Raw genomic sequence first — 23,907 nt, forward strand, 5'->3', positions numbered from 1 at the left:
TTAAAACATATATAAGGGAGTCTCAGGGTATTAACAACCATAAAGTTAACTATATGAAAATATTAGTAGGTGTATGTGGTTCAGTTTCCGCTTACAGGTCAATTGAGTTTGTCAGAGGACTTGTTAAGGCCGGCCACCAAGTAAAAGTCATTTTAACAAATGGAGCAAAGGAATTTGTTTGCCCAAACCTATACTCATACCTTGGCGCCCAAGAAGTTTACGAAGCTAATGCTGACTTTAGCGGCAGTATTGAGTCAAAGAGTGTACTTCATATAGAATTAGCAAAGTGGGCCGACAAGCTCCATATCTACCCGGCCAGTGCCAATACGATAGCCAAGCTTGCCATGGGTCAGGCCAATGACCTACTTAGTAGTGTCTTCCTCGCAGGATGGGATAAGTTTCAAACAATTATTTACCCGGCCATGAACACTTCGATGTGGACCAATCCAATTACCCAAGAAAATATTGATTTAATAAATCGTCTTGATAAGCATGATCATATCTATATATATCCACCACAGAGTGGAACACTCGCCTGCGGTGATACTGGTAGTGGAAAAATTCCCGATGTAGAAGAAGTGCTAACAAATTACGATGCCATAAACCTTGGTATCACTGATAACTCTCCTCATGTTGTCATTACAGCAGGTGCAACAGTTGCTCCAATTGATCCTGTTCGTTTTGTGACGAATCCTTCATCAGGAAAGACAGGACTTGAGATAGCAAAACAATCCCTTCGCCTTGGCAATCGCACCACAGTTCTTTTAGGAGAAAATTCATGCGATGGCTTTAAGCACCTAGCAAAACTTCCAGGAGTTAAAATCATTAAGGTTCGTACAACGGATGAGATGTATGAAGCAGTGAAATCTCTTGAGAATCGTTTTGATACATATATTTCAACTGCCGCTATTAGTGATCTTAAATTTAAAACCGCTGGTGACAAGTTAAAGAAAGACACTCTCTCAAATTCACTTGAATTTGAAAAAGCACAAGATATTCTAAGCTATGTAGTTTCAAATCAAAGTCCTTCTCAATGTATTGTTGGATTTGCAGCTGAGACACAAATGACTAAAGAAGTCTTGGAAAGCAAATATAATCGTAAACCAACAAAGCTATTAATAGGTACTCATGTAAATAGTGGACTTTGTGATAAGGCCCGCCAAGGATTTGGCAATGATAGTGCAACATATACGATTCTTGAAAATGGAAAAGTTGCTTTTGAAGGAGAACTTTCAAAGCTTCAATTGGCCAAAGAAATATTTGAGAGGATTAAATAGTGAAAGTTATCACAAAACGTAATGAACTTATTAACACAATGAAGGAAGTTTCCCACCAAAGTCTTGGACTTGTTCCAACAATGGGAAATCTTCATGCTGGACACATGAGCTTACTTGAAAGTGCTCTTAATGACTGTCAGCAAGTTGTTCTAACAATTTTTGTTAACCCAAAACAATTTAGTGCAAATGAAGACCTCTCAACATACCCAAGAACTCCTCAGGAAGATCTCGATAAGATAAAAGAAACTGCGGGCAATCGTGCTAACGATATTATCGTTTTCATGCCAGAGGGTAATACCGAAGTTTATCCTCCAGGATTCAATACAACGATTAGTGTTTCTGGAATAACTGAAAAGCTTTGTGGAAAGAGTCGTCCAACTCATTTTGCAGGAGTGACAACTGTAGTCTACCAATTATTTACTCTAATAAATCCTGCTCGTGCTTACTTTGGACAAAAAGATTACCAACAAGTATGTGTTATTCGTAAGATGGCACAGGACTTAAATTTAAATATCGATATTAAAACCGTACCAATTATAAGAGAAGAATCGGGACTTGCCCTCTCTTCACGAAATGGTTACTTATCAAACGAAGAAAAAGAAATCGCTCTAAATCTTCCTACTAAATTAGAAGTTATTGAATCTCTTTTAAAGTTCAATACTTGGGTAGACGCTGGAGCACAATTAAATGAAATACTAGAATCAACACTAAGTGATAAGGCCTGGGACTATCTAGATATTCTAGATAGCAAGACTCTTGAAGATGTTGATCAAAATACAAAAGAAGTTGTTATCGCTGGAGCTTATTTTGTTGGAGATCGTCCAACGAGAATCATCGATAACCGACTAGTGGAAATTACATATGCTTGATAATGAATTTTATATCTCACGTGAGGCAAAGGCCTCCCTTGTCTCTTTAATTTGTCCTAAGTTTAAAGAACATGCGACAGAAAAAGACACTCTTCGAAGTTTAGAAGAGCTTCGAGAGCTAATGCGCACTTTAAATATTGAAACAGGTGAACAGTATATTCAAAATAAGAAGACTGTTGATGCTGGAACGATTTTAGGAACAGGAAAGCTTGAAGAAATTGCAGCAGCGGCAAAGGCCGAAGGCTCATCTCTACTCGTTTTTGACTGTGAGTTAACTTCTTCGCAAATTAGAAATATCAAGAAGCTGACAGGGCTATCTGTCGTTGATCGTTGCCACATTATTCTTGAGATCTTCTCAGAGCACGCAAGAACAAAAGAAGCACGTATTCAAATTGAAATTGCTCGTCTTCAATATATTCTTCCACGACTGGCCGGATTCTGGTCACACCTTGGCCGTCAAAAAGGTGGTATTGGTGTCCGCGGTGGTGAGGGTGAGCAACAAATTGAGCTTGACCGTCGTATTATTCGCGAAAGAATTGAGTTCTATAAACGCGAACTTAAAGAAGTTGAAAAGTCTCGTATTGAACAAAAGAAGCGCAGGTCAAAAAAAGCAATTACGACAGCACTCGTTGGATACACCAATGCAGGTAAGTCTTCTTTAATGAATCGCCTATGTCGTGTTGATGTACTTGAAGAAGACAAGCTCTTTGCAACACTTGACTCAACTTTTAGGATGTTAAATCCAGATACAAAACCGCCAATGATCCTTATCGATACGGTTGGTTTCTTATCAAACCTACCAAATACTCTAATTGATGGTTTTAAAACAACTCTTGAATCTGCTCTTGAAGCTGATCTTCTTATGATTGTTTGTGATATTAGTGACCCAAATTACGAAAAACATCTTGAAGTTACTAACAATGTTCTTAAAGAACTAGGGCTTGAAGACAAAGAACGTATCATTATCTTTAATAAGAAAGATAAATTAAATGATAAAATAGCTGAAAATATTATTAAGAGAAAGCATCCAAATAGCTTCGTAATTTCAAGTTTTGATAAAGCTGACATTGATAATTTACGCCAATATGTCGTAGATTACTTCTTAGAAAAACAAAATAATTACGACCTATTTATTCCTTATGATGCTGGAGCTGCCCATTCAATCGTTGTTTCAAAAACTAACGTAATTAAGACAACTAATCATGAAAAAGGGATCTATTATCAAGTTAAAGTACCTGACTTTATTTATAATCCATTAGGTTTACAAAAATTTGAGCTTGGGCCACACGACCCTCTTCTTAAAGAAATCTAAATTTAATCTTAAATAATCCGACAAGCGAGTATGAAGAAAATTATACTCGCATTAATATTTAGCTTTATAGCATCGACAGCTTCTGCTGGAATAACAACAATCGACGTAGAATCATATCATCGAACTGATATGGACTTTATGTTCTTAATCAAGAATAAGAAATACGATAAAATTGTTCTTGATTGCCAAGGCTTTATTAATGGCCTCAATATGTATAGTACAAGAGGGCATGATATCTTCACTCTTCCAGGCTATGGACATTGTATAGCAATCCATAACGAGATAATCAAAAATATCAAGGCCAAGAAGAGCTCATGCCTTGCTATTAATGATTCAGAAGGTAAAGTACTAGTTCTTGATAGCAAGTGCCCTGCTCAACCTTAAGAGCTAGGCCAATCGCTTAATTAAGTGGTAGCCAAATTGCGTTCTAACGATTGGTGACATTTCACCAACCTCAAGAGAAAATGCAGCTTTTTCAAATGGTGCCACCATCATTCCCTTTCCAAACTCACCAAGATCTCCACCTTGTTGCCCAGAAGGACAATTCGAATAATCTTTTGCAAGCTCTTCGAAGCTCTTCCCCTCTTGCATCTTTTTTAATAAGTCTTTTGCTTCAAATTCTTGATCCACCAATATGTGGGCACAACGAATCTTGCTCATGTTATTTCCTTTGAATAGATTTTTTAAGAATGAAATCGCCAATAGTATGTTCCTATTATTACAAGTAAGATAACGGCCAGTCCCAGCCACATGTAAAACTCATCCTTCTCCATTGAAGTCTCCACAAATACGATCGAGATTAGACATGAGATTTGCAATATCAAGAGGTGCTTGAATGACGCGCTTTGCGCCTTCTTCTCCCTTAGTTACGAGCTCTACAACTGGAATTTTTTCACAAAATTCAGCTTCGATTTTCTTAATTGTTTCAGCTGAAATTGTTGAAATATCGACGAGAATGACTTCAGGCACAATATCTCGGATAAAATGGAAAGCATCATCTTCATTTGAAAGCGTAAAAAACTCTCCTCCAACCTCTTTGCCTAAAGCCTCTATAGCAGTGATCATCATTTGGTTGTCGGATAGAAAGAATAGTTTTTTAATTTTCACGTTTAGGTCCTGATATGTTACATTAAAACAATAATCGAAATGGAGATCTTATGTCGAGTCGCATTAAAATTATTGATAACTTATCTAATTCTACCCTATATGAGTTTTCAATGGAAGACGCAGACCGTGCATATGAGAAGTCAGAGGAACTTGAGGAAATGGGGCTTGATATAAAGCTTATTATCCCTTCAGTTTCAGAAACACTCATTAAATCTCTAGGTGCAAATGCTGATAAAATTGAAAAACTCAAAGAAATGATGGATGAAGAAATTGCATCCCATATCGAAGAAGAAGGTAGTTGCTCAATTTGTCTTCCCGATGGAAAGATTCATCAATAAGAGCTAAAACTCTTCGTTCATCAAGGCTTCCATCTTCTTATTTGATTCTTGAAGTACCTTTAAAGACTCCATTGCCTTTTGAAGTTCAGGACTATCTTGAACGGCCTTCTTGATATCTTCCTGTGAAATTTGCTGTCCCGTTTTCTGACTTGCTTCCTGTATAGACCTTTGAAAGACCTTGTCCATATCATCCTTTGAACTTAAACTCTCACTACTGCTGTCATCTGCAGAACTTACACTCTCACTACTGCTATCATCCTGAGATTCATTAGTAGTTTCCGTGTTAGAAATTACAGAAGGACCAAGAGGGAGATAAAGCCCTCCTAAAACACCACAATCAGAGATCTTATTCTCATTATCAACATACATATCAATCTCAAAACTCTTATTTAGTTTTTTCGCTCCATAGGAAGTATTATTTATTCGCGTAAGCTCAACGTTTAAGACGGCCTCACCGCGGTGAAGTTCGCGATCTTCAATCTTATTAACAAATAGATCACTTATATACATCGATGAAAGAATATAGTTAGTAGCGGCCACTTTTTCTTCAAGAGAATACTTTGCTTCACCATCAGGTCTTAAAATCTTTTCTACTATTAATCGATTCTCTAAGCGGCCAAGCTTCTCAAAAGTTCTTTTACAAGTTCCAGGCTTCCCCATATAGGCCTTCATCCCCTGAAAGTAGTTATTTAACTCGGTTTTATTGATATTTGTCTTTGTCGATTTAATCTGATTTTGCTGATATTTCATAAACGCTAAAGCTAAGAAACCCAAAAGTCCCGCAGCAATAACTATTTCCATTAAGGTAAAACCATTCTCATTTTTCGTAAATTTAAGCATGGGTATATTTTAGTGGATAAATGGATTTTATGGTAGTAGGTATTTCATGTAGTTTCGGGAACTTGTACAAAAAAGGCCACCTTTCGGTGGCCTTATATATCTATTTTATCTTAGATATTTTTTGCTCATCCTGCGGCAAAAGTGCCCCAACGGGCAGTTTTGAAGCAGAGATGGATGTGATTCAAGAATCAAAGAGCGAAGCTCGCGTGATTCGGTTGTTTACCACAAACAAAAAAGGCCACCTTTCGGTGGCCTTATATATCTATTTTATCTTAGATATTTTTTGCTAACTTTAGCGAAGCTAAAGTGTCGCTTTCTGCTCGCCAACTTTCCCATTGCTCCTGAGGCGAACCGCTCGGGCTTGAACCCTCGCTCTCGGCATCAGTCTCTAGCTAAAGAGATGGGGAGCTGGCATAGCGTCCAATAGTTTGCCCTTGGGCAAACAATGACGCTATTCCTCATTTCCTAGGTTGAAACCCTTAAGAACGTCACCAAGAGTTGCAGACTTAACTACATCTTGTTGCATTCCTTGAGTATCAGAGTTTAGAGCAGACTTGATAGAAAGAGCAATTTTCTTCGCATCTTTATCAAGAGAGATAACCATAGCCTTAACTACGTCACCTTTCTTAACTACGTCTTCTGGCTTCTCAACTCTATCTTCAGATAGTTCAGAGATGTGAACTAGACCTTCAATACCAGTTTCAAGTTCAACGAAAGCACCAAAATCAGTTACTCTAACGATTTGAGCTTCAACGATTGTACCAACTGGAAGTCTTGTTTCAATCTTCTTCCAAGGATCTTCTTTAAGTTGTTTAACACCTAGACAGAATTTTTGGTTTTCTTTATCAACTGAAACTACAGCAGCTTCAATCTCGTCACCAACATTGTATTCTTCGTTTAGGTTGATATTCTTCTTAGTCCAAGAGAAATCAGATACGTGAATTAGTGCATCTACTTCTTCTCCAAGGTCAACGAAGATTCCAAATTCAACAATTGATTTGATTTTTCCGTTAACTTTTGAACCAACAGGGAACTTAGCTTCTAGAGCATCCCATGGGTTTTCTTGAAGTTGCTTGATACCAAGAGAGATTCTCTTGTTTTCTACATCTACTTCTAGAACCTGAGCTTCAACAATTTCACCTACAGTGAAGTGCTTAGTTGGGTTCTTGATAGAGTTTGTCCATGACATTTCAGAAACGTGGATTAGACCTTCGATTCCGTCATCAAGTTCAATGAAGATACCGTAATCTTTAACAGATACGATTTCACCTTTAACTTTAGTTCCTGCAACGTATTTCTCGTTAGCAGTTTCCCATGGATTATCTTGAACTTGCTTAAGACCAAGAGATACTCTTTCTTTTTCTTTATCAAACTTAAGAATCTTAACTTCGATTTCGTCACCAAGAGTTAGGATATTAGATGGGTGCTTAACACGTCCCCATGACATATCAGTGATGTGTAGAAGACCGTCAATTCCACCTAGATCGATGAATGCACCGTAATCAGTGATGTTTTTAACGATACCCTTAACAACCATTCCTTCTTCAATTTGAGAAAGAACTTCACCACGTAGCTTACCTCTTTCTTCTTGAAGAATAGCTCTTCTAGAAAGAACGATGTTTCCACGTTTCTTGTTGAATTTAATAACTTTGAATTCCATCTTTTTACCGATGTACTTATCAAGGTTTCTAGTAGGTCTAACATCAATTTGTGAACCTGGTAAGAATGCCTTAACACCGATATCAACAGAAAGACCACCCTTAACTTTTGCAACAACAGTACCAGTAACTGGAGTACCATCTTCACAAGCTTCAGAAATTTTATCCCAAGCTTTAAGGATTTGAGCTTTGTCCATTGAAAGAACAAGGTTTCCTAGGTGTGACTCTAGCTTATCTAAATAAACTTCAATTTCGTCACCCATAGATACTTTTAGAGAACCATCGTAGTTAGTGAATTCTCTTTTTGGAACTAGTCCTTCTTGCTTGTAACCAATGTCAACAAGAACATAGTCTGGTGAAATGTTAACAACTTTACCCTTGAAAACTTCACCTTCTGTGAAAGTTGGAGTTTCTGTCGAATCTAATAGTTTCGAAAACTCTGTCTCTTCCTTTGTCTCGATGTCTTCACCAAGAACAACTTCGTAATCTTGCATCCAAGATTGTTTTAGATTGTTTAAATCTGTCATAATTTACCTCACGGCAGACAACTGAAAGTGTCCAATCAGCGTCTTAATTTTGATATCTAAAGGCAAAGCCTTTAGCGCAAATCTCTTCTACTGAAGACAATTTACATTTTTTGATTTTGCGCATCTTATGATTTTTGGGACTCTACGTCAACAATAAAACCTATTAATTATAGAATCTTATACGTTTATTAAGGTGCTTTTCGTAGAGTTTGAATAAATTGTATTTATAGCCATCAATACCGTGCTCATTCCATAATTCATCACGAGAATTAAAACACGCCTGCTTATACTCTTTATTCTTTAAGACGATCTCTTTCACCTTGGATCTAAGCTCTCTTGCATCTCCTTGTCGATAAGTTTCAAGGGAGCCATGATAAATTCGATGAAGTTCCTGAGTTGTGGCATTACGCGGCACAACAGTTGGAATTCCTTTTAAGATGGCCAAGAGTGCATAATCTTCAATTGGTGACTTTGAAGTATATGATATCCAAATATCAGAGCGTACATTGTAAATATCATCGGCCTCATGAAACTCGACATAATTCTCAAGCTTATATTCTGCAATTTTTTCCTGAAGCGGCTTATAAAGTATATTTCTTTTCCATTTACGATTAGAGAAAATATGTAATTTAAAGCGCTTTGGCATTGTGCTGTCGAGATTTAAGGCCCATAAACTTTCAAGACAGACAGTTAAGTCATTTAATTCAACTTCATGATCATTAACCCAGCAAGATAAGTGTGTTAGGCTTTCCTCATCGAAAGTATACTTCTGATCAAAGTTAATTTTATCGACACCAAGACCTGAAGAATAAATCTTTCTTACGGGAACATCCATATGAGCATTGATTGACTCTATCATCTCTCTAAAAGGAATGAAGATCAGATCGATCCTTTTAATTAATGGACGATACCAGAACTGCTTGTAAAACTTCTTCATTTCAAAATTAATTGTAAAGAATAAGGCAGTGAGGTTTCTCTTTCTTAAATAAGAGGCTAAAGGCCAAAGAAAGTTTAATTGATAGCAGTGAACAATATTAATATCGTATCTTTTGATGATACCTCTAAGTTTATTTAACTTATACCAATTCCAGACACGAAGCTTTGTTGTCCCTGTATGAAAAATACAATCAATCCCCGCCTTCTTACATTCACGATGTAGAAACGAGTCTTTTAAACAGTATAGAAAAATATTATGCCCAATTTCTTTTAGCAGTAAGCAATCTCTAATGAGCATTCTCTCTCTAGAGCCAGAGTTATACGTAGGTGATACGTAGAGAATATTTTGTTGTTTTCTAAAGATATTAATCATCATTATTTCTTATATTCACCTTTCTTATGACTAATAAGCTCACCTTTTACAGCACCTATTTTAATTTTAGCGGCAAATTTTAGAAGCATTCGACTCTCATCAGTTGAGAACCAAAAGTTAATATCTCCAGACTTTTTCAAAACACCAGGAAACTGAGTTTGTGCTGTTATTCGATAAGCCTGAAACTTCTTATTCATGACTTCGACTTCTTCTACATTATCCACTTCTGCTTTTAAGATCCAAACCTTCCCTCTTGTTACAATTGGGAATTCAAATTTTGAACCAATTTTCATTGGTAGCCCGCGCAGGAAATATAATGCAGAGAAAGAGTCAGTAAAATAACGTGGTAAGTATTCTTGAATTTTTTTATTCTTAGTCTTTCCATCTTTTAAGCGATGATAAAAGAAATAAGTCTTTAACTTATCATGATCAAATAATTGTAGATCATCAACAAGCTGACCAGACTCTCTTTGCTTCATTTCATACTTAAGAGGTGAAAAGCCACCTTTTTCAATATCAACATAAACATCGAGTGTATCTTTTAACTTATAAATACCTTCAAAGTATTCTGCAGATTCTAAAAGCCCATTAACATGGAGAACTTCTTTACCACCCATTGTCGCCATTGGCATTGTTCTAATGGTTGCTGTGCCTGCTTTAAAAATTGACCACCCAATTTCAAACTTAAATTCTTCTCCAATTAAATACATTGGACGATAAGACTTCCAATACTCTTTAGACTTTTCATCAATCGCAATATATTGCTCAGGATAATCATCAAGAGTCTGAGGGTTTATAATTTTTTCTTCTTTTTTCTCTATCTTCTTTTTGGTTACTTTTTCTTTAAGCTTCTTCTCTTTGGCCTTTTCTTTTTTGACGATTTCTTTTTCTTCTTTAGTTGGCTCTTGAGTTGCTGACTTCAATGATGGTTCGGCAACAGGATTTTCTGTTTTAAACTTTTCTAAGGTTTCACGGTCACCATTTTCAAAGATCTCAACGAGATCTTTTTCATCACTCTCACCTTGCATAAGTGCCCCAGCACAACTAACAAGTAATAGAAAAAGTATGATTGAAAGAAGTTTATTCAACTTGCCCCCTAGAGTCTCTAATAACAGAATTAATTCTTTGTTTTACCAATTCCTCACCCTTTAGAAATTCAATTCCAATTTGTAAGTAATGGATGCGCTCACTACTTGAACACCTCTTCATTTTAACAATATCTTTTTCTGTTGTAAGAATGATGGCATCCTTTTCTTCCGCTAAGGACACTAAGCTTTCTAACTCACTGACTTTATATAGGTGATGGTCAGGAAAATTAAAATCATCAACTATATTGGCGTTTAGCTGTTTAACTAACTTTAAAAAAGACTGTGGTGAAGCTAACCCAGATACACAAATAACATTCTTTCCATTTAATTCATCAAGAGCAATATCTTCTTCATGTAAGAGGTTTCTAATCGCCCCCGGTGCATACTTAAACTGACCACTTGGTGTATCTTTCTTACAGTGAGTAAGGACAAACTTTTCCAATTCATCTAATTCACTTCTATCAACCAAATCAGCTCGTCCAAATAAGACGACATCTGCTTCCTTAAGAGCACTTAGTCCCTCTCTAAGATATCCCCTAGGTGGACAATGATATTTTGAAATCGGTAAAAGAGAGTCAAATAGTACGATATTTAAATCACGCTCTATTTTTAAATGTTGGAACCCATCATCAAGTAGGACGATATCGGCCTTCTCTTCTTCATAGTAGCGTCTTAGATTATCTCTACGGTCAGCTCCAACAACAACACTAGCATTCTTTAAGTTTCGACTTAAGACTAGGGCCTCATCTCCAAAAACAAATGGGTTTTCAGATATTTTCTTTCCCGTCTTAATAATTCCGCTAGAGTTTTCAAGCTCGCCTTTATAGCCTCTTGTTAGAACCATTGTCTTTTTTTCTAGTGAGTCATTTAGATAATTCCCTATCCATAAAGTGAATGGTGTTTTACCTGTTCCACCAAGAGATAGGTTTCCAATACTAATAATAGGCACTTCAAACTTTGAAGAATTAAAAACTCCCATCTTAAACGCGAAACGACGAAGACGATAGATCCATTCCCACAAGAAACTTACTGGAGTAAGAAGCTGGGATAGCATGTTGAAAACTTTTACATTTAACTGACTCATGAGTCTTTTTTCCTATTATCCTTCAGGGTAAGCTTGCTTAAGCTTATCAATCAAATACTGAGAGATCTCAATATCCTCTCCCTCAGTTAATTCTTTTACTTTCTTGAGTTCATTAATAACAAACTCATAACGTTCTTTATTTTCAAATAACTCTTTTGCCTTCCTCTCTAAATTATAATGGCCAAAAGCATCTCCTAATAACTCAGGATAGACATCATGTCCGAGAATGAGATTAGGTATTGAAACAAAACCCTTATATTTTACGATATTCTCAGCAATAAAAGTATTGAGTAAATTTAAATCATAAGAAATAACACTTGGTACACCATATAAGGCAAGTGAGAGATTTACCGTACCACTAGTTGCAAAAGAAAAATCTGCTTCTTTTAAAGCTTCATCTAGTTGATCATCACGATAAATTTTATCAAACTCACCTTCAAAACGAGAGAAGAGTTCATTATCAACAGAGCTTGCCTTAACAATAGTTAAGTTAAAATTATATTTCTTTTTAAGATTTCTTACGGCCTTTATGAATTCTGGAAGCATAAATTCAATTTCAAACCGACGACTACCAGGAAGAAGAAGTAAGTTAAATTCTTCGTTCTTAAAGTCTACACTTCTGCGTGTAAAATCTTTAAGAAGCGGCTTTGTCTTTTTCAAAAGAGGATGCTCAATTGTAATGGCCTTACTTACACCACGATCCATAAACCACTTTTTTTCAAAGGGTAAGATGCAAAAAAGCGTATCAACAGATTGTTGGAGATACTTCGTTCTCCATTCTTTCCAAACCCATGCCTGAGGTGCAACATAATAGAGAACTTTTACACCTAATTTCTCAAGTTTCATTGCTAACTTTAGATTAAAGGTTTGAAAATCAATCAGTATAGCAACCTTAGTATCTCTCTTCTTTACTTCATCGATAAGATGACGATATGCCTTGTAGTAAAAAGGAACCTTTCGTATTGCTTCAGTGACTCCCCAAGTTGAGAAGTCCTTTAATTCGTATAGTAGTTCAACGCCAGACTCTTTCATCTGACTACCGCCTACTCCATAGAAATGGATATCCGAAGCCCCTTCTTTAAGGGACGGAAGAAATGTCATTGCATGTTCTTCACCAGATTTCTCACCAGCAATAATTAGACAGCTTTTCAAACTAAGTTAACCTCTTTGTTTTCATTCAATGAAGTATTTACGGCAGCAATTAATTCCATTGCAGCAATCCCATCATCAATTGTTACAAATTCTTCAATATTATTTGTAATTGAATTATAGAATTTTTCTTGCTCAATATAGAGATGATCTCTCTTCTCATAGTCAAACTCGTGAATTTCTTGTTCACTATCAGATTTAATATCTTTTGAATAAGAAACTTTATTATTTAGAAGATCGACTCTTAAGATTCCATTAGCTGAATTTAGCTGAACACTTCGCTCTGTCTTTACATCATTTCGAGAGTTCTCAATTGTTACAACAGAATGACCGTAATTTAATAGTGCTTTAACATGATCAAATTTATCAGTGAGAACCTTCATTCCATAAGCTCTAATTGACTTAGGCTTACCAAATAACATCAGAGCAAGATCGAGATCATGAATCATCAAGTCCTCAACAACTCCAACATCTGCGGCCCTTCCTTTAAAAGGAGAATTTCTTACAATAGTTGCGACGCTATTATTTTTAACGATCTCACTAAACTCTTCTAATCTCTCCCAAACCTGGTGACATCTTTCACTATGTCCAACTTGTAACTTAACACCCGCTTTAGAAGCTAGTTCTTTTAATTCCTTAGCTTCTTCAACTGTTACCGTTACAGGTTTTTCACAAAAAACATGTTTTCCATTTTCAAGGAGGCCTTTAGCTATTTCATAGTGATAACTTGTAGGTGTTGCAATAACAGCAGCATCAATCTCATTCATCACTTCTTTGATATCTGAAACAATTTTGGTTTCTGGATATTTTTCCTGTGCTTTTTTCTGATTCGGCTCATAAGGCTCTACAATAGCAATCAGTTCACATCCATCTAATTGATGGGCCTTCTGAGCATGCCACTGTCCGAGGTGACCAAATCCAATTGAAGCAACTTTTACTTTTGTCATAATTAAAACCTAGTTCTTAAGTTAAAAATGGTGCAATTCCCATTTTCGTCGAAATAATATGTTCTTTAATTTGTGCAATAATTTCATTATTCGCATATGGCTTCATAAGCTCTTCTGTTTCAACAAATGTACGAGGAGAATACGTAGAAGCTTCCATATCACGGAAGAAATCAACGATTTCTGAAATAGCATTTCTTTCTACTCCAGCACGACGAAGACCAATAATATTGATTCCACGAAGCTTTGCGCGATTTCCATAAGCAGTACAATAAAGAGGAATATCTTTATCAATTGCAGAAGCACCACCGATATATGCTCCCTCTGCAACTTTAACAAATTGTGAAATATTTGTTCCACCACCAATAATAACTTTATTACCGACTTTTACGTGACCTGCGAGGTTTGTCGAGTTGGCCATGATTACTCGATCCCCAACAACTACATCGTGACCCAGGTGAACTTTTGCCATAAGAAGACAATTACTACCTAGAGATGTTTTTTGGCGATCCTTCATCGTTCCACGGTGAATTGAGACATATTCTCTCATTACATTATTATCACCAATTTCAACTTCTGTTGGATCTTCTTTATAAGTTAAGTCTTGTGGTTCTTCACCAATAGAGCAAAATTGATAAAACTTATTATTGTCACCAATTTTAGTATGACCATTTATAATAACGTGATTTCTAATTTCACAGTTTTTTCCAATCTTTACATTTGGACCAATAATGCAATATGCACCTATTGTTGTCCCCTCTCCAATTTCTGCTCCTTCAGAAATAAGTGCAGTCGGATGGAATCTTTCATTCATATCACTCATAATGAGCTCCTTGCTTGTTATTCTTTAACTTTAAAAGTTGCTAAGACCTGACACTGGCTCATTAATTCTCCATTGTGAAAAATCTTACAATCATTTTGTAAAAACCCTGTTCGCATTTTTGTACAAACAGTCTCAATTTCTAATCTCATCCCTGGATAGACAGGCTTTCTAAATTTTGCACCCTCAATTGATAATAGCGCAACTTCGAAGTCACCTTCTTCTAAATTTTTATAATAAAGTTTTAACTGGAATGAAGTGAACTGGGCCATCATTTCAACTTGAACAACACCTGGAAGAATAGGATTTCCAGGGAAGTGACCAGCAAAAATTGGATGGTCTTCTCTCGTTGTATAATTTCCTTTAACAACAGCACCAACTAGATCTTTGATATCATTGACCTCACCAGTCGCTTCAACACTTGTAATTTCATCAACAAATAAAAACGGTTCCCTGTGAGGGAGAATTTTCATTACTTCTTCTTTGCTTAAATGCATAACCTTACCTACCTTTTAATATTCTTTCTAATAAAGGCAATTGATCTTAAAAATTCACGCATTGGCCTTGCAGGATAACCTCCAACAGTTTCCTGCGCGGCCACATTACCGATAACAGTTGATCCACCAGAGATCTGAGCGGCCATTCCTACTTCTAAGTTGTCAGCGACAGCAGACTTACCACCAAAGACAGCATAATCACCTATCTTTGTACTTCCACCGATTGCAACCTGTCCGCACAGAATTACACCTTTCCCAAGTTGAACATTATGACCAACTTGAACATGATTATCTATTTTAGTTCCACTTCCAATACGTGTCGGTGTAAATGTTCCTTGATCCACACAAGAATTCGCACCGATTTCCACATCGTCACCAATAAGAACTCCACCGAAGTGCCAGATTTTATGATGAACGCCTTGATGGAAATTATAACCAAAGCCATCACTACCAATAGTAGTTCCTCCATGGATTCGACAATTCTTTCCAATGACAGTTTCGGGATAAATTGTCACATTTGAATAAAGAGTCGTTCCCTGAGAGATTTTAACATTTGGCATAATCACGCAACCAGGCATGATAAAACAATCGCTTTCAATTTCGACATTTTCGCCGATGAAAACACCTTCAGCAATTTTTACAGAAGGGTGAATCTTAGCACTTCCATCTTTTCTACCATCAAGCTCAAAAGCAATACTACCTCTTTGCTTTTCATAGAAAACCTTTGATGCTTTTGTAATTGAAATTGGAATATTACTAGAAGTTAACAGAGCAAGTGTATTATTTGAGAGAGACTCTCTATCTTCTTGGTCTAATTCTTCATAAAGCTTTTCATCGATAATAATTACAATTTTATTTTCGACTTTGGCCTGTTGATATTTTTTAAAGAACTTTTTATTTCCTAAAAATAAGACCTCTTCATCATTAATTTCCTCAATTGAAGAAATACTATTCAAAGATAAATCTTTATTTCCTGCTAATAACTTTAAATCTGAATCATTTTTGATGAGGCTTTCAAGACTAACTTTCACTTTTTACCTCCTCCTTTAAAACGACAAAAGGGAATACATGAAGTATTCCCTTAAAAGAGTCTATATCAGTAAAAAATTACTTATGTTTCTTATCGTAAGCTGTAATAACATCATTTGTGATGTCAGTAACTTTCTTAATGTAAAGAATTGGAGTTGTTGATGTTTCATATGTCCAATCAAGACCTTTCTTTTTAGAAACTTCTTCAACAACAGCTTTAATTTTATTTAAGATAGGACCTTTTGCACTTTGTTCCATCTTAGCAAGCTCACCCTGATACTTTTGCATTTTTTGTTGAAAAGTGAAGAATTTCTTTTGAAGCTCCTGACCTTTCTTCTGCTTTGTTTTCTCATTCATAACAAGAGCTTGTTTCTCAAACTTCTCTTTCTCTTTTACTAGAGATTCTTCTTCTTTCTTAAGTTCGGCTTGCTTCTTATCGATTTCTTTTTGCAGCTTGTCCTTAATTTGCTTTGACTCTTTAACAGATAGTAGAACTTTTTGAACATCAACTCGCCCAATATTCATCGCACTTGCAGTTAAAGAAGAAAAAAGTAATCCAACCATTAATAAGTTTTTCATATCGTCTCCTTACGAATTAGAATAATTGCCCAATATCAAAATGGAATTTTGTCCCGCCGTTCATGTCCTCATCAGGGTTGATAGGAATACCCCACTCAAACCTTAGTACACCAATTGGTGAGAACCAACGGAAACCAAACCCATAATCCATATATATTTTATCAACATTGTTGAAATCAGCAGCAGTACCAGCATCAAAGAAAGTAACAAACTTAAGTCCCGCTTCTTTTGCTAGAGGATGCTCTAACTCAAGAGTTGTAAATGCCGTAAATGGAGCACCAATATTAAACTCTTCATCTTCACCATCTGAGTTCTTTGCCGTCTCCTTAGGTCCAATATCTTCGATATCGTACCCTCTTAAGTTTCTTGCACCACCAAGTGAGAATTTCTCATTTCGTGGAATTGGAACACCCTTGTCTTCAATTTTACCAGTATATAGACGACTTCTAAAGACTAACTCTTTCCAAACAGGATAGAAGTAACGAATATCAATTTCATTCTTCCACCACTTCTTGTCACCACCTATACCTGCGTACTCTGTTGCCACATTCCAGTAATAACCATCAGTTGGCTCAAAACGGTTATTTCGCTTGTCTTTAACAACAGCAACTCTTGCAGAAGAAGTAACACCCGCTTCATTTTCATCAACCGTTTGGTCTTTGATATCTGTAAGTTCAGTTTCTTCAAGTTTATAAGTAGTATAAAGTCTTGTGTATTCAAAAATTGGGTAACCGACTCGAGCTGCAAAACCATGTTTCTTATAATCATATGAGTCAAGTTGTGTATCGACTGTTCTAAAAATCTCTCCACCTAAAGTCCACTTAGAATCCATAAAGTATGGTTCAGTAAATGACAGAGAGAAGTTCTGTGTTTCTTTTGCAAGATTGGTAGAGAATGAAAGCTGTTGCCCTAGTCCTCTAAAGTTATTTTGAGAAACTGAGGCTTGGAAGAATCCACCTGTTGCAGTTGAATAACCGGCTCCAACTGAAATCTGTCCAGTACTTTTCTCTTTAACACTAATTTCAACATCGAGAACATCATCCTGTCCCGGAGCTGAAACAGTATTGAAAACAACACTTCCTGGTTCAAAGAAACCTAAACGATTAACATTCTCTTTAGATTCTCTAAGGCCTGTACCAGAATATTTGCCACCCTCATGAATCTTTAATTCACGACGAACAACTTTATCACGAGTTTTTGAGTTACCAGTAATTGAGATACGACCAAACTTAGCAAGCTTTCCTTTCTCGAAAGAGTATTGAATATCAACTCGATTCTCACCTGGAACTAATTGAATATTTCTAATAACGTTGGCAAAAGCATAACCAAGATCTTGATAAGATTCTGTTAGACGTTGAATATCTTTTCTAAGTAATTCCTCAGAGTAAACTTCTCCGGCCTTAAGCTGAGTTTTTTCAAGAAGCTCTTCTTCTGTGAAAAGAAGCTCACCTTGGAAGTAAATATCACGTACTTCAAACTTTGGTCCCTCTTTAATTTTTACAGTAATAAAGACCCATTTCTTATCTTCTGAAACTGTAACTTCCGGAACAGCCACATTAACTTGTAAGTAACCCTTCGTTGAATAGAAGTATTTAAGACGCTCAATATCTGTTTTAAAATTTAGCTCTTTAAAGTTTCCAGAACCCGATAGGAACGAGAAGAGACTCTCCTCTCTTGTTTCCATTATTGACTTAAGCTCTTCTTCAGCAAACGCTGTAAGACCTAGGAAGGTAATCTTTTTAACGCGAACTTTATCGTACTCACTGATGTGATAAATTAGATGAACATTCTCATTATTAACTCTTCTAATTTCATATGAAACATTTGCAAGGTAGAAGCCCTTTTCCTCGTAAGTCTTTTCCATCTTACGAACATCGGCCTGTATTGAGTTAACATCAAGGATTGAGTATTCTCTGGTTTTTAGACCTTCACTCAAATCATCTTTATCAACTTCATCATTTCCTTTAAAAATGATCTTTGCCACAATTGGCTTTTCGACAACTTTGAAAATTAGCTTCTGCCCCTCTTGGTGAGCTTCAACTGATTCAAAATATTTTAAGTTATAAATAGTCTCGATATCGTTAAAGAGAATCTCATTTGTCAGAGTAAGACCTTTACGCGCGCGAAGCTTATCAAGAACAGCTTCTTTCTCTACTTTCTTTAGACCTTGAATTTGAACATCTGAAATTTTAAACAGACGTTTAGTAGGACCTATTTCATTTGCAATAACATTGAAGGTTATTGAAAACACAATAATATATATAAAACTCTTCCAAGAGTTAATCATTCAGTCTCCGTGATTTTGTCTTGTGTGCATGCTGACAAAAAATACTTGAGTAAAAAAATATCAACAATCTTACAAAGTTACAAAAAGAAAAACGAACACAGTGCGACACAAAATTGCGTTTTAATGCAATATTCCATCCACCATCGTGTGAGTTCTCTCAAATTTAGCGGCCATTTCCTCATCGTGAGTAACAACAAGAAGTGTTGTTCCCAATTCTTTTGAAAGATTAAAAATTAGATCCGCTACGATTTTAGAGTTTTTCGAATCGAGATTACCTGTAGGCTCATCACATAGTAACATCTTAGGCTTAAGTGATAGAGCACGTATCAGGTTAATACGCTGTTGCTGGCCACCTGAGATCTCAAATGGGTATCTTTTAAGACACTCCTGGACACCCAGGGCCTTTGCTAAAGACTCGATATACTTCTTCGTCTTCGACACTCTGTGCCCACCTAGTCTTGCTGGCAATAAAATATTTTCCAAACAACTTAGTGATGAAAGAAGAAAGTGAAATTGGAAAACAAATCCTATTTTAGAATTACGATATTTCGCAAGCCCCGCGTCATTTAATTTGCCAATATTGAGGTCATCGACAGTAATTTCTCCTGCAGTAATATTCTCAAGACCACCAATCAAATAAAGCAGTGTTGATTTACCACAACCAGATGAACCTTTGATGACACATCTTTCTCCCTCACTAAGTGAAAGATCCACACCTTTTAAGATATGTGAGTTTCCAAAGTCTTTTTGAACATTCTTTACATTTAAAACAGCCATTTATGAAAACTCCTCTCTCAGGCCTTGGGCCATTGATTTAGAATCTAATCTCTTTAGAACGAGATAAGTTAAAAATAATATAAGAGCTAATGAGATGGCCCCAACAGCGAAAATATCTTTGAAGGCCAGATACAACTCAATACGGCTTAAGTGATAAACATTTGTCGGTAATGAGAAAATATCTAAAGTCCCTAAAAGATAATCAAAGATTTCAACACAAATTAAAGAACCTAAAAATGCCAAAAGCCAGATGCCAACATTTTGAACAACCCAAAGAGTCTTAAACTTACTTGGAGACAATCCAATCGCATATAATAAGAATATTTCTTGAGATCTTCTTTCCTTAGAAAAGATGATAAAGGCCAGGCAATTAAATATTGCCAAGATGACAACAATTGAAAAGACAATTGAGATCATATACTTTTCAAATTCAACCGCTTTTAAAAATGTTGCAAAGTCACTCCAATAAGGGGCCACTGTAAATTCATAATAGAAGACACTTCTCATATCTGAGACGACTTCATTTATCTTATTAATTGTGCGGTATTCGGGATCGAGCCTGAGGCTCATGATATTAATCTTTTTCCCAACTCCAAGAAGCTTTTGAATATGATCTAAATTCACGTAAACAAAACGATTGCGATATTCATGAATTTTAAACGGAATAATATCAACAACTCTTAAAACAGCATTTGTGGGAAGATACCTCTCTCCTAGTTTCCCAGCAGAAAAACTAAACTTGAGAGTATCTCCCTTTTTGACCCCCAAATTCTCGGCCAACAGATCCCCGATAATAACTTCATTTTCTTTTGGCATGAATAGGCCATTATCAAGTTTTTCCACACCTTCATCAACACCGACAACAAAGACAGCTTTTCCTTTTTCGTCTTTATTTGCAAATGATTGTGTACGAAGCATTGGTATTTTAGTTTGAATTGGAAAGTTATTCAGGTCTTTTACTTCATTTTCATTTAACTCAAAAAAACCACTATTTGCAGTAAGAATGATTTCTCCACTACCTGCATTTAAAGATTTCTTAAGAGTCACCCCAAAACCATCCATTAGAGCAAGACTACATAGAATAACGGCCAACGAAAACATTAGGCCAAGTATAGTAGCAGAAATAAAGTAACGTGAAGAACGATCACGAAAAAAGAGTAATTGGAAATCTTTTAAAAGATAAAAAAAGTTCAATGCTATATTTCCTTATCCTTCTTTCTTACCATCAACAGACCATCTTAAGAATGCATCCATGAATCCATCAATATCCCCATCAAGTACTTTTTCAGCTTGAGAAGATTCGAAATTTGTTCGGTGGTCTTTAACCATTTTATATGGATGAAGAACATAAGAGCGAATCTGAGCTCCCCAACCAATTTCTTTCTTATTGGCCTCTTCTTCAGCGGCCGCAGCTCTTTGCTTTTCAAGCTCAAGTTCATAGAGACGAGACTTTAAAACTTTCATTGCTTGAATCTTATTTTGAAGTTGTGAACGCTCGTTCTGACATGTTACCACGAGTCCTGTTGGATGGTGTGTAATTCGAACAGCAGAATCTGTCGTATTTACAGACTGTCCACCGGCACCACCTGAGCGATACACGTCAATACGAATATCTTTATCGGCGACTTCAATTTCGATATCATCATCAACTTCTGGTGAAACAAAAATTGAAGCAAAAGAAGTATGCCTACGATTTGCTGAATCAAACGGAGAAATACGAACAAGGCGATGTACTCCTGTTTCAGACTTTAAATTTCCGTAAGCGTAATTTCCTTCAATGAGCATAGTAGCAGATTTAATCCCAGCACTATCTCCATCCTGTACATCTAAGACTTGAACCTTAAATTTCTTTTGTTCGGCCCAACGATTGACCATACGAAATAACATACTTGCCCAATCACATGATTCAGTCCCACCTGCACCAGCATTAATACTTACAATTGCATTATTTGAATCGGCATCATCTGAAAGTAAGACTTTAAGTTCAGCTTTATTGAAAGCATCGACGAATTCATCAGCAATGCTTATTGCACCTTCTGCTGATTCATCATCACCTTCACCAGCATATTCGAGTAGAATATCGAACTCATCGTATAGATCTTTTAATTTTGTATATGTATTTGTGACATCCTCTAAGAGGTTTTTTTCTTTTTGAACTTTTGTTGCGTTAGTATTGTCATCCCAGAAGCCAGGCATTGCTTCCATCTCTTGAATCTCTTTGATACGTGCAGACTTTTGGTCTACATCAAAGTGACCTCCTAAGACTTTCTAATTTATCCTTATAATCCGCCATGAGTGATTTTTTCTCACTAAGGCCAATACGTGTACTCTCTTCCATTACTTTCTTGCCTTTTTTATTTTTAAGAGAATCTCTTTTTCAAGCGACTCCATAATCTCTTCTTCTTTTTCAGATATTTCGTGATCATATCCTAACAAATGTAGGAGTCCGTGACAAAATAAGTGAATAACCTCTTGCTCAAGACTTAAGTTAAATTCACGTGCTTGTTTCCTAGCGACATTGCGACTGATGATAATATCACCAAGCATAACAGGCCCAGGTAGAACGAAATCCGTACTGTCTGGTCTAAGGCTTTCATACATTGGAAACGACAAGACATCAGTGGTCTTGTCTTTGTTGCGATGCTCACTATTAATTTGACGCATTCTTTTATCGCCACAGAAGTGAAGATCGACTTCTATTTCTTGATGAATCTTCTTATCTAAACAAGTATTCTTTGAGAAAAGGAAATTACTTAAGACTTTTAGTGAGTCCTGCATCATCTTTTCACATGCTTCTAATCCCCATTTAGACCTAGCGTTATCTGTTAAGTGAATAACCAATTTTGATTTATCAATTTGAATGGTTTTAGTGTAGGCCATTATTTCCAATCTCTTCATTCTGGGTGTAATATTCAGTTATTAGATTATATTACCAAGGCTAGATTATGTCACTAAGCGAAATGGAAAGATTAAAAGAGGTTGTGGCCAAATTAAGAGATCCTAAAGATGGATGTCCATGGGATTTGGAACAAACTCATAAGTCACTTCTTAAATATTTAATGGAAGAATCTTACGAATACATGCACGCCGTGGAAGATGGTGACTATAGAAAAATGGAAGACGAGTTAGGTGATGTTCTCCTACAAGTCGTGCTCCACTCTCAACTAGCTAGTGAAGAAGGAAAATTTAATCTTAATTCTGTTGCTAAAACTATTGCTGATAAAATGGTAAGACGCCATCCTCATGTCTTTACGAATAATAAGGCCCGCGATATTAAAGAAATCAAAGACAATTGGGAGGCCATCAAGAAAGCTGAGAAGGCCCAAGAAGAAAGTCTAAAGAAGTATGAAATATGCGATGAGCTTCTATCTTTTCCGGCCCTGACAAGCTCAGCAAAGATTGGAAAGAAGACAAGTAAAATAAACTTTGACTGGGAAGAATACTCTCAGGTTATGTATAAAGTGGAAGAAGAGTGGCAAGAGCTTAAAGAAGAGTTAACTCCAGGACGCGACTTAAATAAGGCACGTGTTCAAGAAGAGATGGGTGATTTACTTTTTTCAGTTGCTCAGTTAGCACGACACCTGGATCTTGATCCAGAAATGACTCTTAGAGAGGCCAACCTTAAGTTCAAAAGAAGATTTAATCAATTAGAAGATATTGCAAGACAAGAAGGTATTGCGATTCGAGAAAGTTCACAAGAAGAACTAGAAGGACTTTGGTCTCGTGTAAAAGAGATTGAAAAAAATAAATAATATGAAATCATCCATTAAATTAAAAAAGAAATATATTTCTCTTAAAAAAGACAAGCGTCTTTACGAAATGCCATGCCCAATTGTTGGTCTTACAGGTGGAATTGCCACAGGAAAGTCAACAGTCTCAAAAATTTTAAAAGAAAAAAACTTCCCTATTATTGATGCGGATGCATTGGTTAAAGAAGTCTACAAATCTAAAGAGTCTATAGAGCATTTAAAAAAGTATTATTCACAAGTAATTAACGATGAGGATGAAATTAATTTCAAACTCCTTCGAGAATACTTCTTTCAAGATATTCAAATTCAAAACGATATCGAAAGTTTAATCTATCGCCAACTACCTGAGATATTTCTCAATGCATATAAAGACCTTGGTTCTCCAAAGGTTATAATCTACGACGTTCCTCTTTTATTTGAAAAAAACCTTGCACCATTTATTGATTTCAAAGTCGTGGTGTATTGCCCAAGAGCAAAACAAGTAGAGCGTTTAATGGCACGTGATGGAATCGAAAAGGACCTTGCCTGTAAGATCCTTTCTAAACAGATCAATATTGAAGAGAAGGCCAAACTTGCTGACTATGTCATTAATAACTCTGGCAGCGCTGAGGATCTTAATTTAAAACAATTCTTAGATCATTTTGACTTTTAGGTACGCGGTCCTAAA

At 36.1% G+C, this 23,907-nt stretch carries 26 protein-coding genes; 8 read left to right on the forward strand and 18 right to left on the reverse strand.

All coding sequences use genetic code 11. The features are described 5' to 3' along the window. Window positions 1-53 precede the first annotated feature (53 nt). From coaBC to DAY19_RS09775, 4 genes are read left to right on the forward strand one after another with little or no spacing between them, the layout of a single operon-like run. Window positions 54-1,277, forward strand: coding sequence for a bifunctional phosphopantothenoylcysteine decarboxylase/phosphopantothenate--cysteine ligase CoaBC (gene coaBC, locus DAY19_RS09760; RefSeq protein WP_115361869.1), 1,224 nt, complete (start codon window positions 54-56; stop codon window positions 1,275-1,277). Next, complete coding sequence (gene panC / locus DAY19_RS09765) at window positions 1,277-2,146, forward strand: pantoate--beta-alanine ligase (RefSeq protein ID WP_115361871.1); 870 nt, start codon at window positions 1,277-1,279, stop codon at window positions 2,144-2,146. Before coaBC ends, panC begins: the two co-directional genes overlap by 1 nt. After that, complete coding sequence (gene hflX / locus DAY19_RS09770; RefSeq protein ID WP_115361873.1) at window positions 2,139-3,458, forward strand: GTPase HflX; 1,320 nt, start codon at window positions 2,139-2,141, stop codon at window positions 3,456-3,458. The genes panC and hflX overlap by 8 nt, the downstream gene beginning before the upstream one ends. Window positions 3,459-3,488: 30 nt before the next feature. After that, window positions 3,489-3,842, forward strand: coding sequence for a hypothetical protein (locus DAY19_RS09775; protein ID WP_115361875.1), 354 nt, complete (start codon window positions 3,489-3,491; stop codon window positions 3,840-3,842). Window positions 3,843-3,845: 3 nt separating this feature from the next. Here DAY19_RS09775 and DAY19_RS09780 read toward each other — a convergent pair whose 3' ends face one another. Further along, window positions 3,846-4,118, reverse strand: a complete 273-nt coding sequence (locus DAY19_RS09780) for a peptidylprolyl isomerase (protein WP_115361877.1) — start codon at window positions 4,116-4,118, stop codon at window positions 3,846-3,848. 99 nt (window positions 4,119-4,217) lie between these two features. Next, complete coding sequence (locus tag DAY19_RS09785; protein ID WP_115361879.1) at window positions 4,218-4,565, reverse strand: hypothetical protein; 348 nt, start codon at window positions 4,563-4,565, stop codon at window positions 4,218-4,220. A gap of 50 nt (window positions 4,566-4,615) precedes the next feature. Here DAY19_RS09785 and DAY19_RS09790 point away from each other — a divergent pair, with 50 nt between their 5' ends. Further along, the gene (locus DAY19_RS09790) at window positions 4,616-4,903 is read left to right on the forward strand and encodes a hypothetical protein (protein WP_115361881.1); all 288 of its coding nucleotides are present in this window, start codon (window positions 4,616-4,618) and stop codon (window positions 4,901-4,903) included. A gap of 3 nt (window positions 4,904-4,906) precedes the next feature. Here DAY19_RS09790 and DAY19_RS09795 read toward each other — a convergent pair whose 3' ends face one another. After that, a complete protein-coding gene (locus tag DAY19_RS09795; RefSeq protein ID WP_115361884.1) occupies window positions 4,907-5,743 on the reverse strand; it encodes a type II secretion system protein in 837 nt (278 codons plus the stop codon). A gap of 20 nt (window positions 5,744-5,763) precedes the next feature. On the opposite strand from DAY19_RS09795, the gene DAY19_RS15155 reads away from it, so the two are divergent. After that, window positions 5,764-6,033: a hypothetical protein gene (locus DAY19_RS15155; protein WP_133296936.1), complete on the forward strand. Its 270-nt coding sequence runs from the start codon at window positions 5,764-5,766 to the stop codon at window positions 6,031-6,033. Between the two features lie 161 nt (window positions 6,034-6,194). Here DAY19_RS15155 and DAY19_RS09800 read toward each other — a convergent pair whose 3' ends face one another. The 15 genes from DAY19_RS09800 to ybeY all read right to left on the reverse strand — a co-directional run bounded on the left by DAY19_RS09800 (window position 6,195) and on the right by ybeY (window position 22,389). Further along, window positions 6,195-7,928: a 30S ribosomal protein S1 gene (locus tag DAY19_RS09800; protein ID WP_115361886.1), complete on the reverse strand. Its 1,734-nt coding sequence runs from the start codon at window positions 7,926-7,928 to the stop codon at window positions 6,195-6,197. 163 nt (window positions 7,929-8,091) lie between these two features. Then, on the reverse strand, window positions 8,092-9,240 hold the full coding sequence (locus tag DAY19_RS09805) for a glycosyltransferase (RefSeq protein WP_133296937.1): 1,149 nt from the start codon (window positions 9,238-9,240) through the stop codon (window positions 8,092-8,094). Continuing rightward, a complete protein-coding gene (locus DAY19_RS09810; RefSeq protein WP_158536867.1) occupies window positions 9,240-10,325 on the reverse strand; it encodes a DUF3108 domain-containing protein in 1,086 nt (361 codons plus the stop codon). The genes DAY19_RS09805 and DAY19_RS09810 overlap by 1 nt, the downstream gene beginning before the upstream one ends. After that, window positions 10,318-11,409 (reverse strand): tetraacyldisaccharide 4'-kinase, encoded by a 1,092-nt coding sequence (gene lpxK / locus DAY19_RS09815; protein WP_115361892.1) that lies wholly within the window; start codon window positions 11,407-11,409, stop codon window positions 10,318-10,320. Before lpxK ends, DAY19_RS09810 begins: the two co-directional genes overlap by 8 nt. A 15-nt stretch (window positions 11,410-11,424) precedes the next feature. Further along, window positions 11,425-12,561: a lipid-A-disaccharide synthase gene (lpxB, locus tag DAY19_RS09820; protein ID WP_115361894.1), complete on the reverse strand. Its 1,137-nt coding sequence runs from the start codon at window positions 12,559-12,561 to the stop codon at window positions 11,425-11,427. Then, window positions 12,558-13,505, reverse strand: a complete 948-nt coding sequence (locus DAY19_RS09825) for a Gfo/Idh/MocA family protein (RefSeq protein ID WP_115361896.1) — start codon at window positions 13,503-13,505, stop codon at window positions 12,558-12,560. The genes lpxB and DAY19_RS09825 overlap by 4 nt, the downstream gene beginning before the upstream one ends. Before the next feature lie 16 nt (window positions 13,506-13,521). Further along, entirely contained in the window at window positions 13,522-14,325 is an 804-nt protein-coding gene (gene lpxA, locus DAY19_RS09830; protein ID WP_233500256.1) for an acyl-ACP--UDP-N-acetylglucosamine O-acyltransferase, read from the reverse strand. A 17-nt stretch (window positions 14,326-14,342) separates the two neighbouring features. Continuing rightward, window positions 14,343-14,819, reverse strand: a complete 477-nt coding sequence (locus tag DAY19_RS09835; protein ID WP_115361898.1) for a 3-hydroxyacyl-ACP dehydratase FabZ family protein — start codon at window positions 14,817-14,819, stop codon at window positions 14,343-14,345. Window positions 14,820-14,827: 8 nt separating this feature from the next. Continuing rightward, window positions 14,828-15,850: a UDP-3-O-(3-hydroxymyristoyl)glucosamine N-acyltransferase gene (gene lpxD / locus DAY19_RS09840; RefSeq protein WP_115361900.1), complete on the reverse strand. Its 1,023-nt coding sequence runs from the start codon at window positions 15,848-15,850 to the stop codon at window positions 14,828-14,830. Between the two features lie 76 nt (window positions 15,851-15,926). Beyond that, window positions 15,927-16,427 (reverse strand): OmpH family outer membrane protein, encoded by a 501-nt coding sequence (locus DAY19_RS09845; RefSeq protein WP_115361902.1) that lies wholly within the window; start codon window positions 16,425-16,427, stop codon window positions 15,927-15,929. A gap of 16 nt (window positions 16,428-16,443) precedes the next feature. Then, the gene (gene bamA / locus DAY19_RS09850) at window positions 16,444-18,678 is read right to left on the reverse strand and encodes an outer membrane protein assembly factor BamA (RefSeq protein WP_158536868.1); all 2,235 of its coding nucleotides are present in this window, start codon (window positions 18,676-18,678) and stop codon (window positions 16,444-16,446) included. A gap of 156 nt (window positions 18,679-18,834) precedes the next feature. Next, window positions 18,835-19,491, reverse strand: a complete 657-nt coding sequence (locus DAY19_RS09855) for an ABC transporter ATP-binding protein (protein ID WP_115361906.1) — start codon at window positions 19,489-19,491, stop codon at window positions 18,835-18,837. Beyond that, a complete protein-coding gene (locus DAY19_RS09860) occupies window positions 19,492-20,685 on the reverse strand; it encodes an ABC transporter permease (RefSeq protein ID WP_115361908.1) in 1,194 nt (397 codons plus the stop codon). It abuts the gene before it with no gap. Between the two features lie 12 nt (window positions 20,686-20,697). Further along, window positions 20,698-21,811 (reverse strand): peptide chain release factor 2 gene (gene prfB / locus DAY19_RS09865; protein ID WP_233500261.1). Its coding sequence is split into 2 segments (ribosomal slippage): window positions 20,698-21,738 and window positions 21,740-21,811, totalling 1,113 coding nucleotides; the frame shifts between segments, so codons are not numbered across the junction. 17 nt (window positions 21,812-21,828) lie between these two features. Beyond that, complete coding sequence (ybeY, locus tag DAY19_RS09870) at window positions 21,829-22,389, reverse strand: rRNA maturation RNase YbeY (protein ID WP_115361910.1); 561 nt, start codon at window positions 22,387-22,389, stop codon at window positions 21,829-21,831. Window positions 22,390-22,436: 47 nt separating this feature from the next. Between ybeY and mazG the strand changes: the two genes are divergently transcribed. Together mazG and coaE are read left to right on the forward strand one after the other, a co-directional pair. Further along, entirely contained in the window at window positions 22,437-23,243 is an 807-nt protein-coding gene (mazG, locus tag DAY19_RS09875; protein WP_115361912.1) for a nucleoside triphosphate pyrophosphohydrolase, read from the forward strand. Between the two features lies 1 nt (window position 23,244). Beyond that, window positions 23,245-23,892: a dephospho-CoA kinase gene (coaE, locus tag DAY19_RS09880; RefSeq protein WP_133296938.1), complete on the forward strand. Its 648-nt coding sequence runs from the start codon at window positions 23,245-23,247 to the stop codon at window positions 23,890-23,892. Window positions 23,893-23,907 lie beyond the last annotated feature (15 nt).

The sequence above is a fragment of the Halobacteriovorax vibrionivorans genome, from assembly GCF_003346865.1.
Taxonomy (GTDB): domain Bacteria; phylum Bdellovibrionota; class Bacteriovoracia; order Bacteriovoracales; family Bacteriovoracaceae; genus Halobacteriovorax_A; species Halobacteriovorax_A vibrionivorans.

What these genes read in the sequence shown, in the direction of transcription:
- coaBC (WP_115361869.1), top strand. Translation starts at nt 54, where the DNA reads ATGAAAATATTAGTAGGTGTATGTGGTTCAGTTTCCGCTTACAGGTCA.
- hflX (WP_115361873.1), top strand. Translation starts at nt 2,139, where the DNA reads ATGCTTGATAATGAATTTTATATCTCACGTGAGGCAAAGGCCTCCCTT.
- DAY19_RS09775 (WP_115361875.1), top strand. Translation starts at nt 3,489, where the DNA reads ATGAAGAAAATTATACTCGCATTAATATTTAGCTTTATAGCATCGACA.
- DAY19_RS09780 (WP_115361877.1), bottom strand. Translation starts at nt 4,118, where the DNA reads ATGAGCAAGATTCGTTGTGCCCACATATTGGTGGATCAAGAATTTGAA.
- DAY19_RS09790 (WP_115361881.1), top strand. Translation starts at nt 4,616, where the DNA reads ATGTCGAGTCGCATTAAAATTATTGATAACTTATCTAATTCTACCCTA.
- DAY19_RS09795 (WP_115361884.1), bottom strand. Translation starts at nt 5,743, where the DNA reads ATGCTTAAATTTACGAAAAATGAGAATGGTTTTACCTTAATGGAAATA.
- DAY19_RS15155 (WP_133296936.1), top strand. Translation starts at nt 5,764, where the DNA reads ATGGATTTTATGGTAGTAGGTATTTCATGTAGTTTCGGGAACTTGTAC.
- DAY19_RS09800 (WP_115361886.1), bottom strand. Translation starts at nt 7,928, where the DNA reads ATGACAGATTTAAACAATCTAAAACAATCTTGGATGCAAGATTACGAA.
- DAY19_RS09805 (WP_133296937.1), bottom strand. Translation starts at nt 9,240, where the DNA reads ATGATGATTAATATCTTTAGAAAACAACAAAATATTCTCTACGTATCA.
- lpxK (WP_115361892.1), bottom strand. Translation starts at nt 11,409, where the DNA reads ATGAGTCAGTTAAATGTAAAAGTTTTCAACATGCTATCCCAGCTTCTT.
- DAY19_RS09825 (WP_115361896.1), bottom strand. Translation starts at nt 13,505, where the DNA reads ATGACAAAAGTAAAAGTTGCTTCAATTGGATTTGGTCACCTCGGACAG.
- lpxA (WP_233500256.1), bottom strand. Translation starts at nt 14,325, where the DNA reads ATGAGTGATATGAATGAAAGATTCCATCCGACTGCACTTATTTCTGAA.
- DAY19_RS09835 (WP_115361898.1), bottom strand. Translation starts at nt 14,819, where the DNA reads ATGCATTTAAGCAAAGAAGAAGTAATGAAAATTCTCCCTCACAGGGAA.
- DAY19_RS09845 (WP_115361902.1), bottom strand. Translation starts at nt 16,427, where the DNA reads ATGAAAAACTTATTAATGGTTGGATTACTTTTTTCTTCTTTAACTGCA.
- DAY19_RS09855 (WP_115361906.1), bottom strand. Translation starts at nt 19,491, where the DNA reads ATGGCTGTTTTAAATGTAAAGAATGTTCAAAAAGACTTTGGAAACTCA.
- ybeY (WP_115361910.1), bottom strand. Translation starts at nt 22,389, where the DNA reads ATGAAGAGATTGGAAATAATGGCCTACACTAAAACCATTCAAATTGAT.
- mazG (WP_115361912.1), top strand. Translation starts at nt 22,437, where the DNA reads ATGTCACTAAGCGAAATGGAAAGATTAAAAGAGGTTGTGGCCAAATTA.
- coaE (WP_133296938.1), top strand. Translation starts at nt 23,245, where the DNA reads ATGAAATCATCCATTAAATTAAAAAAGAAATATATTTCTCTTAAAAAA.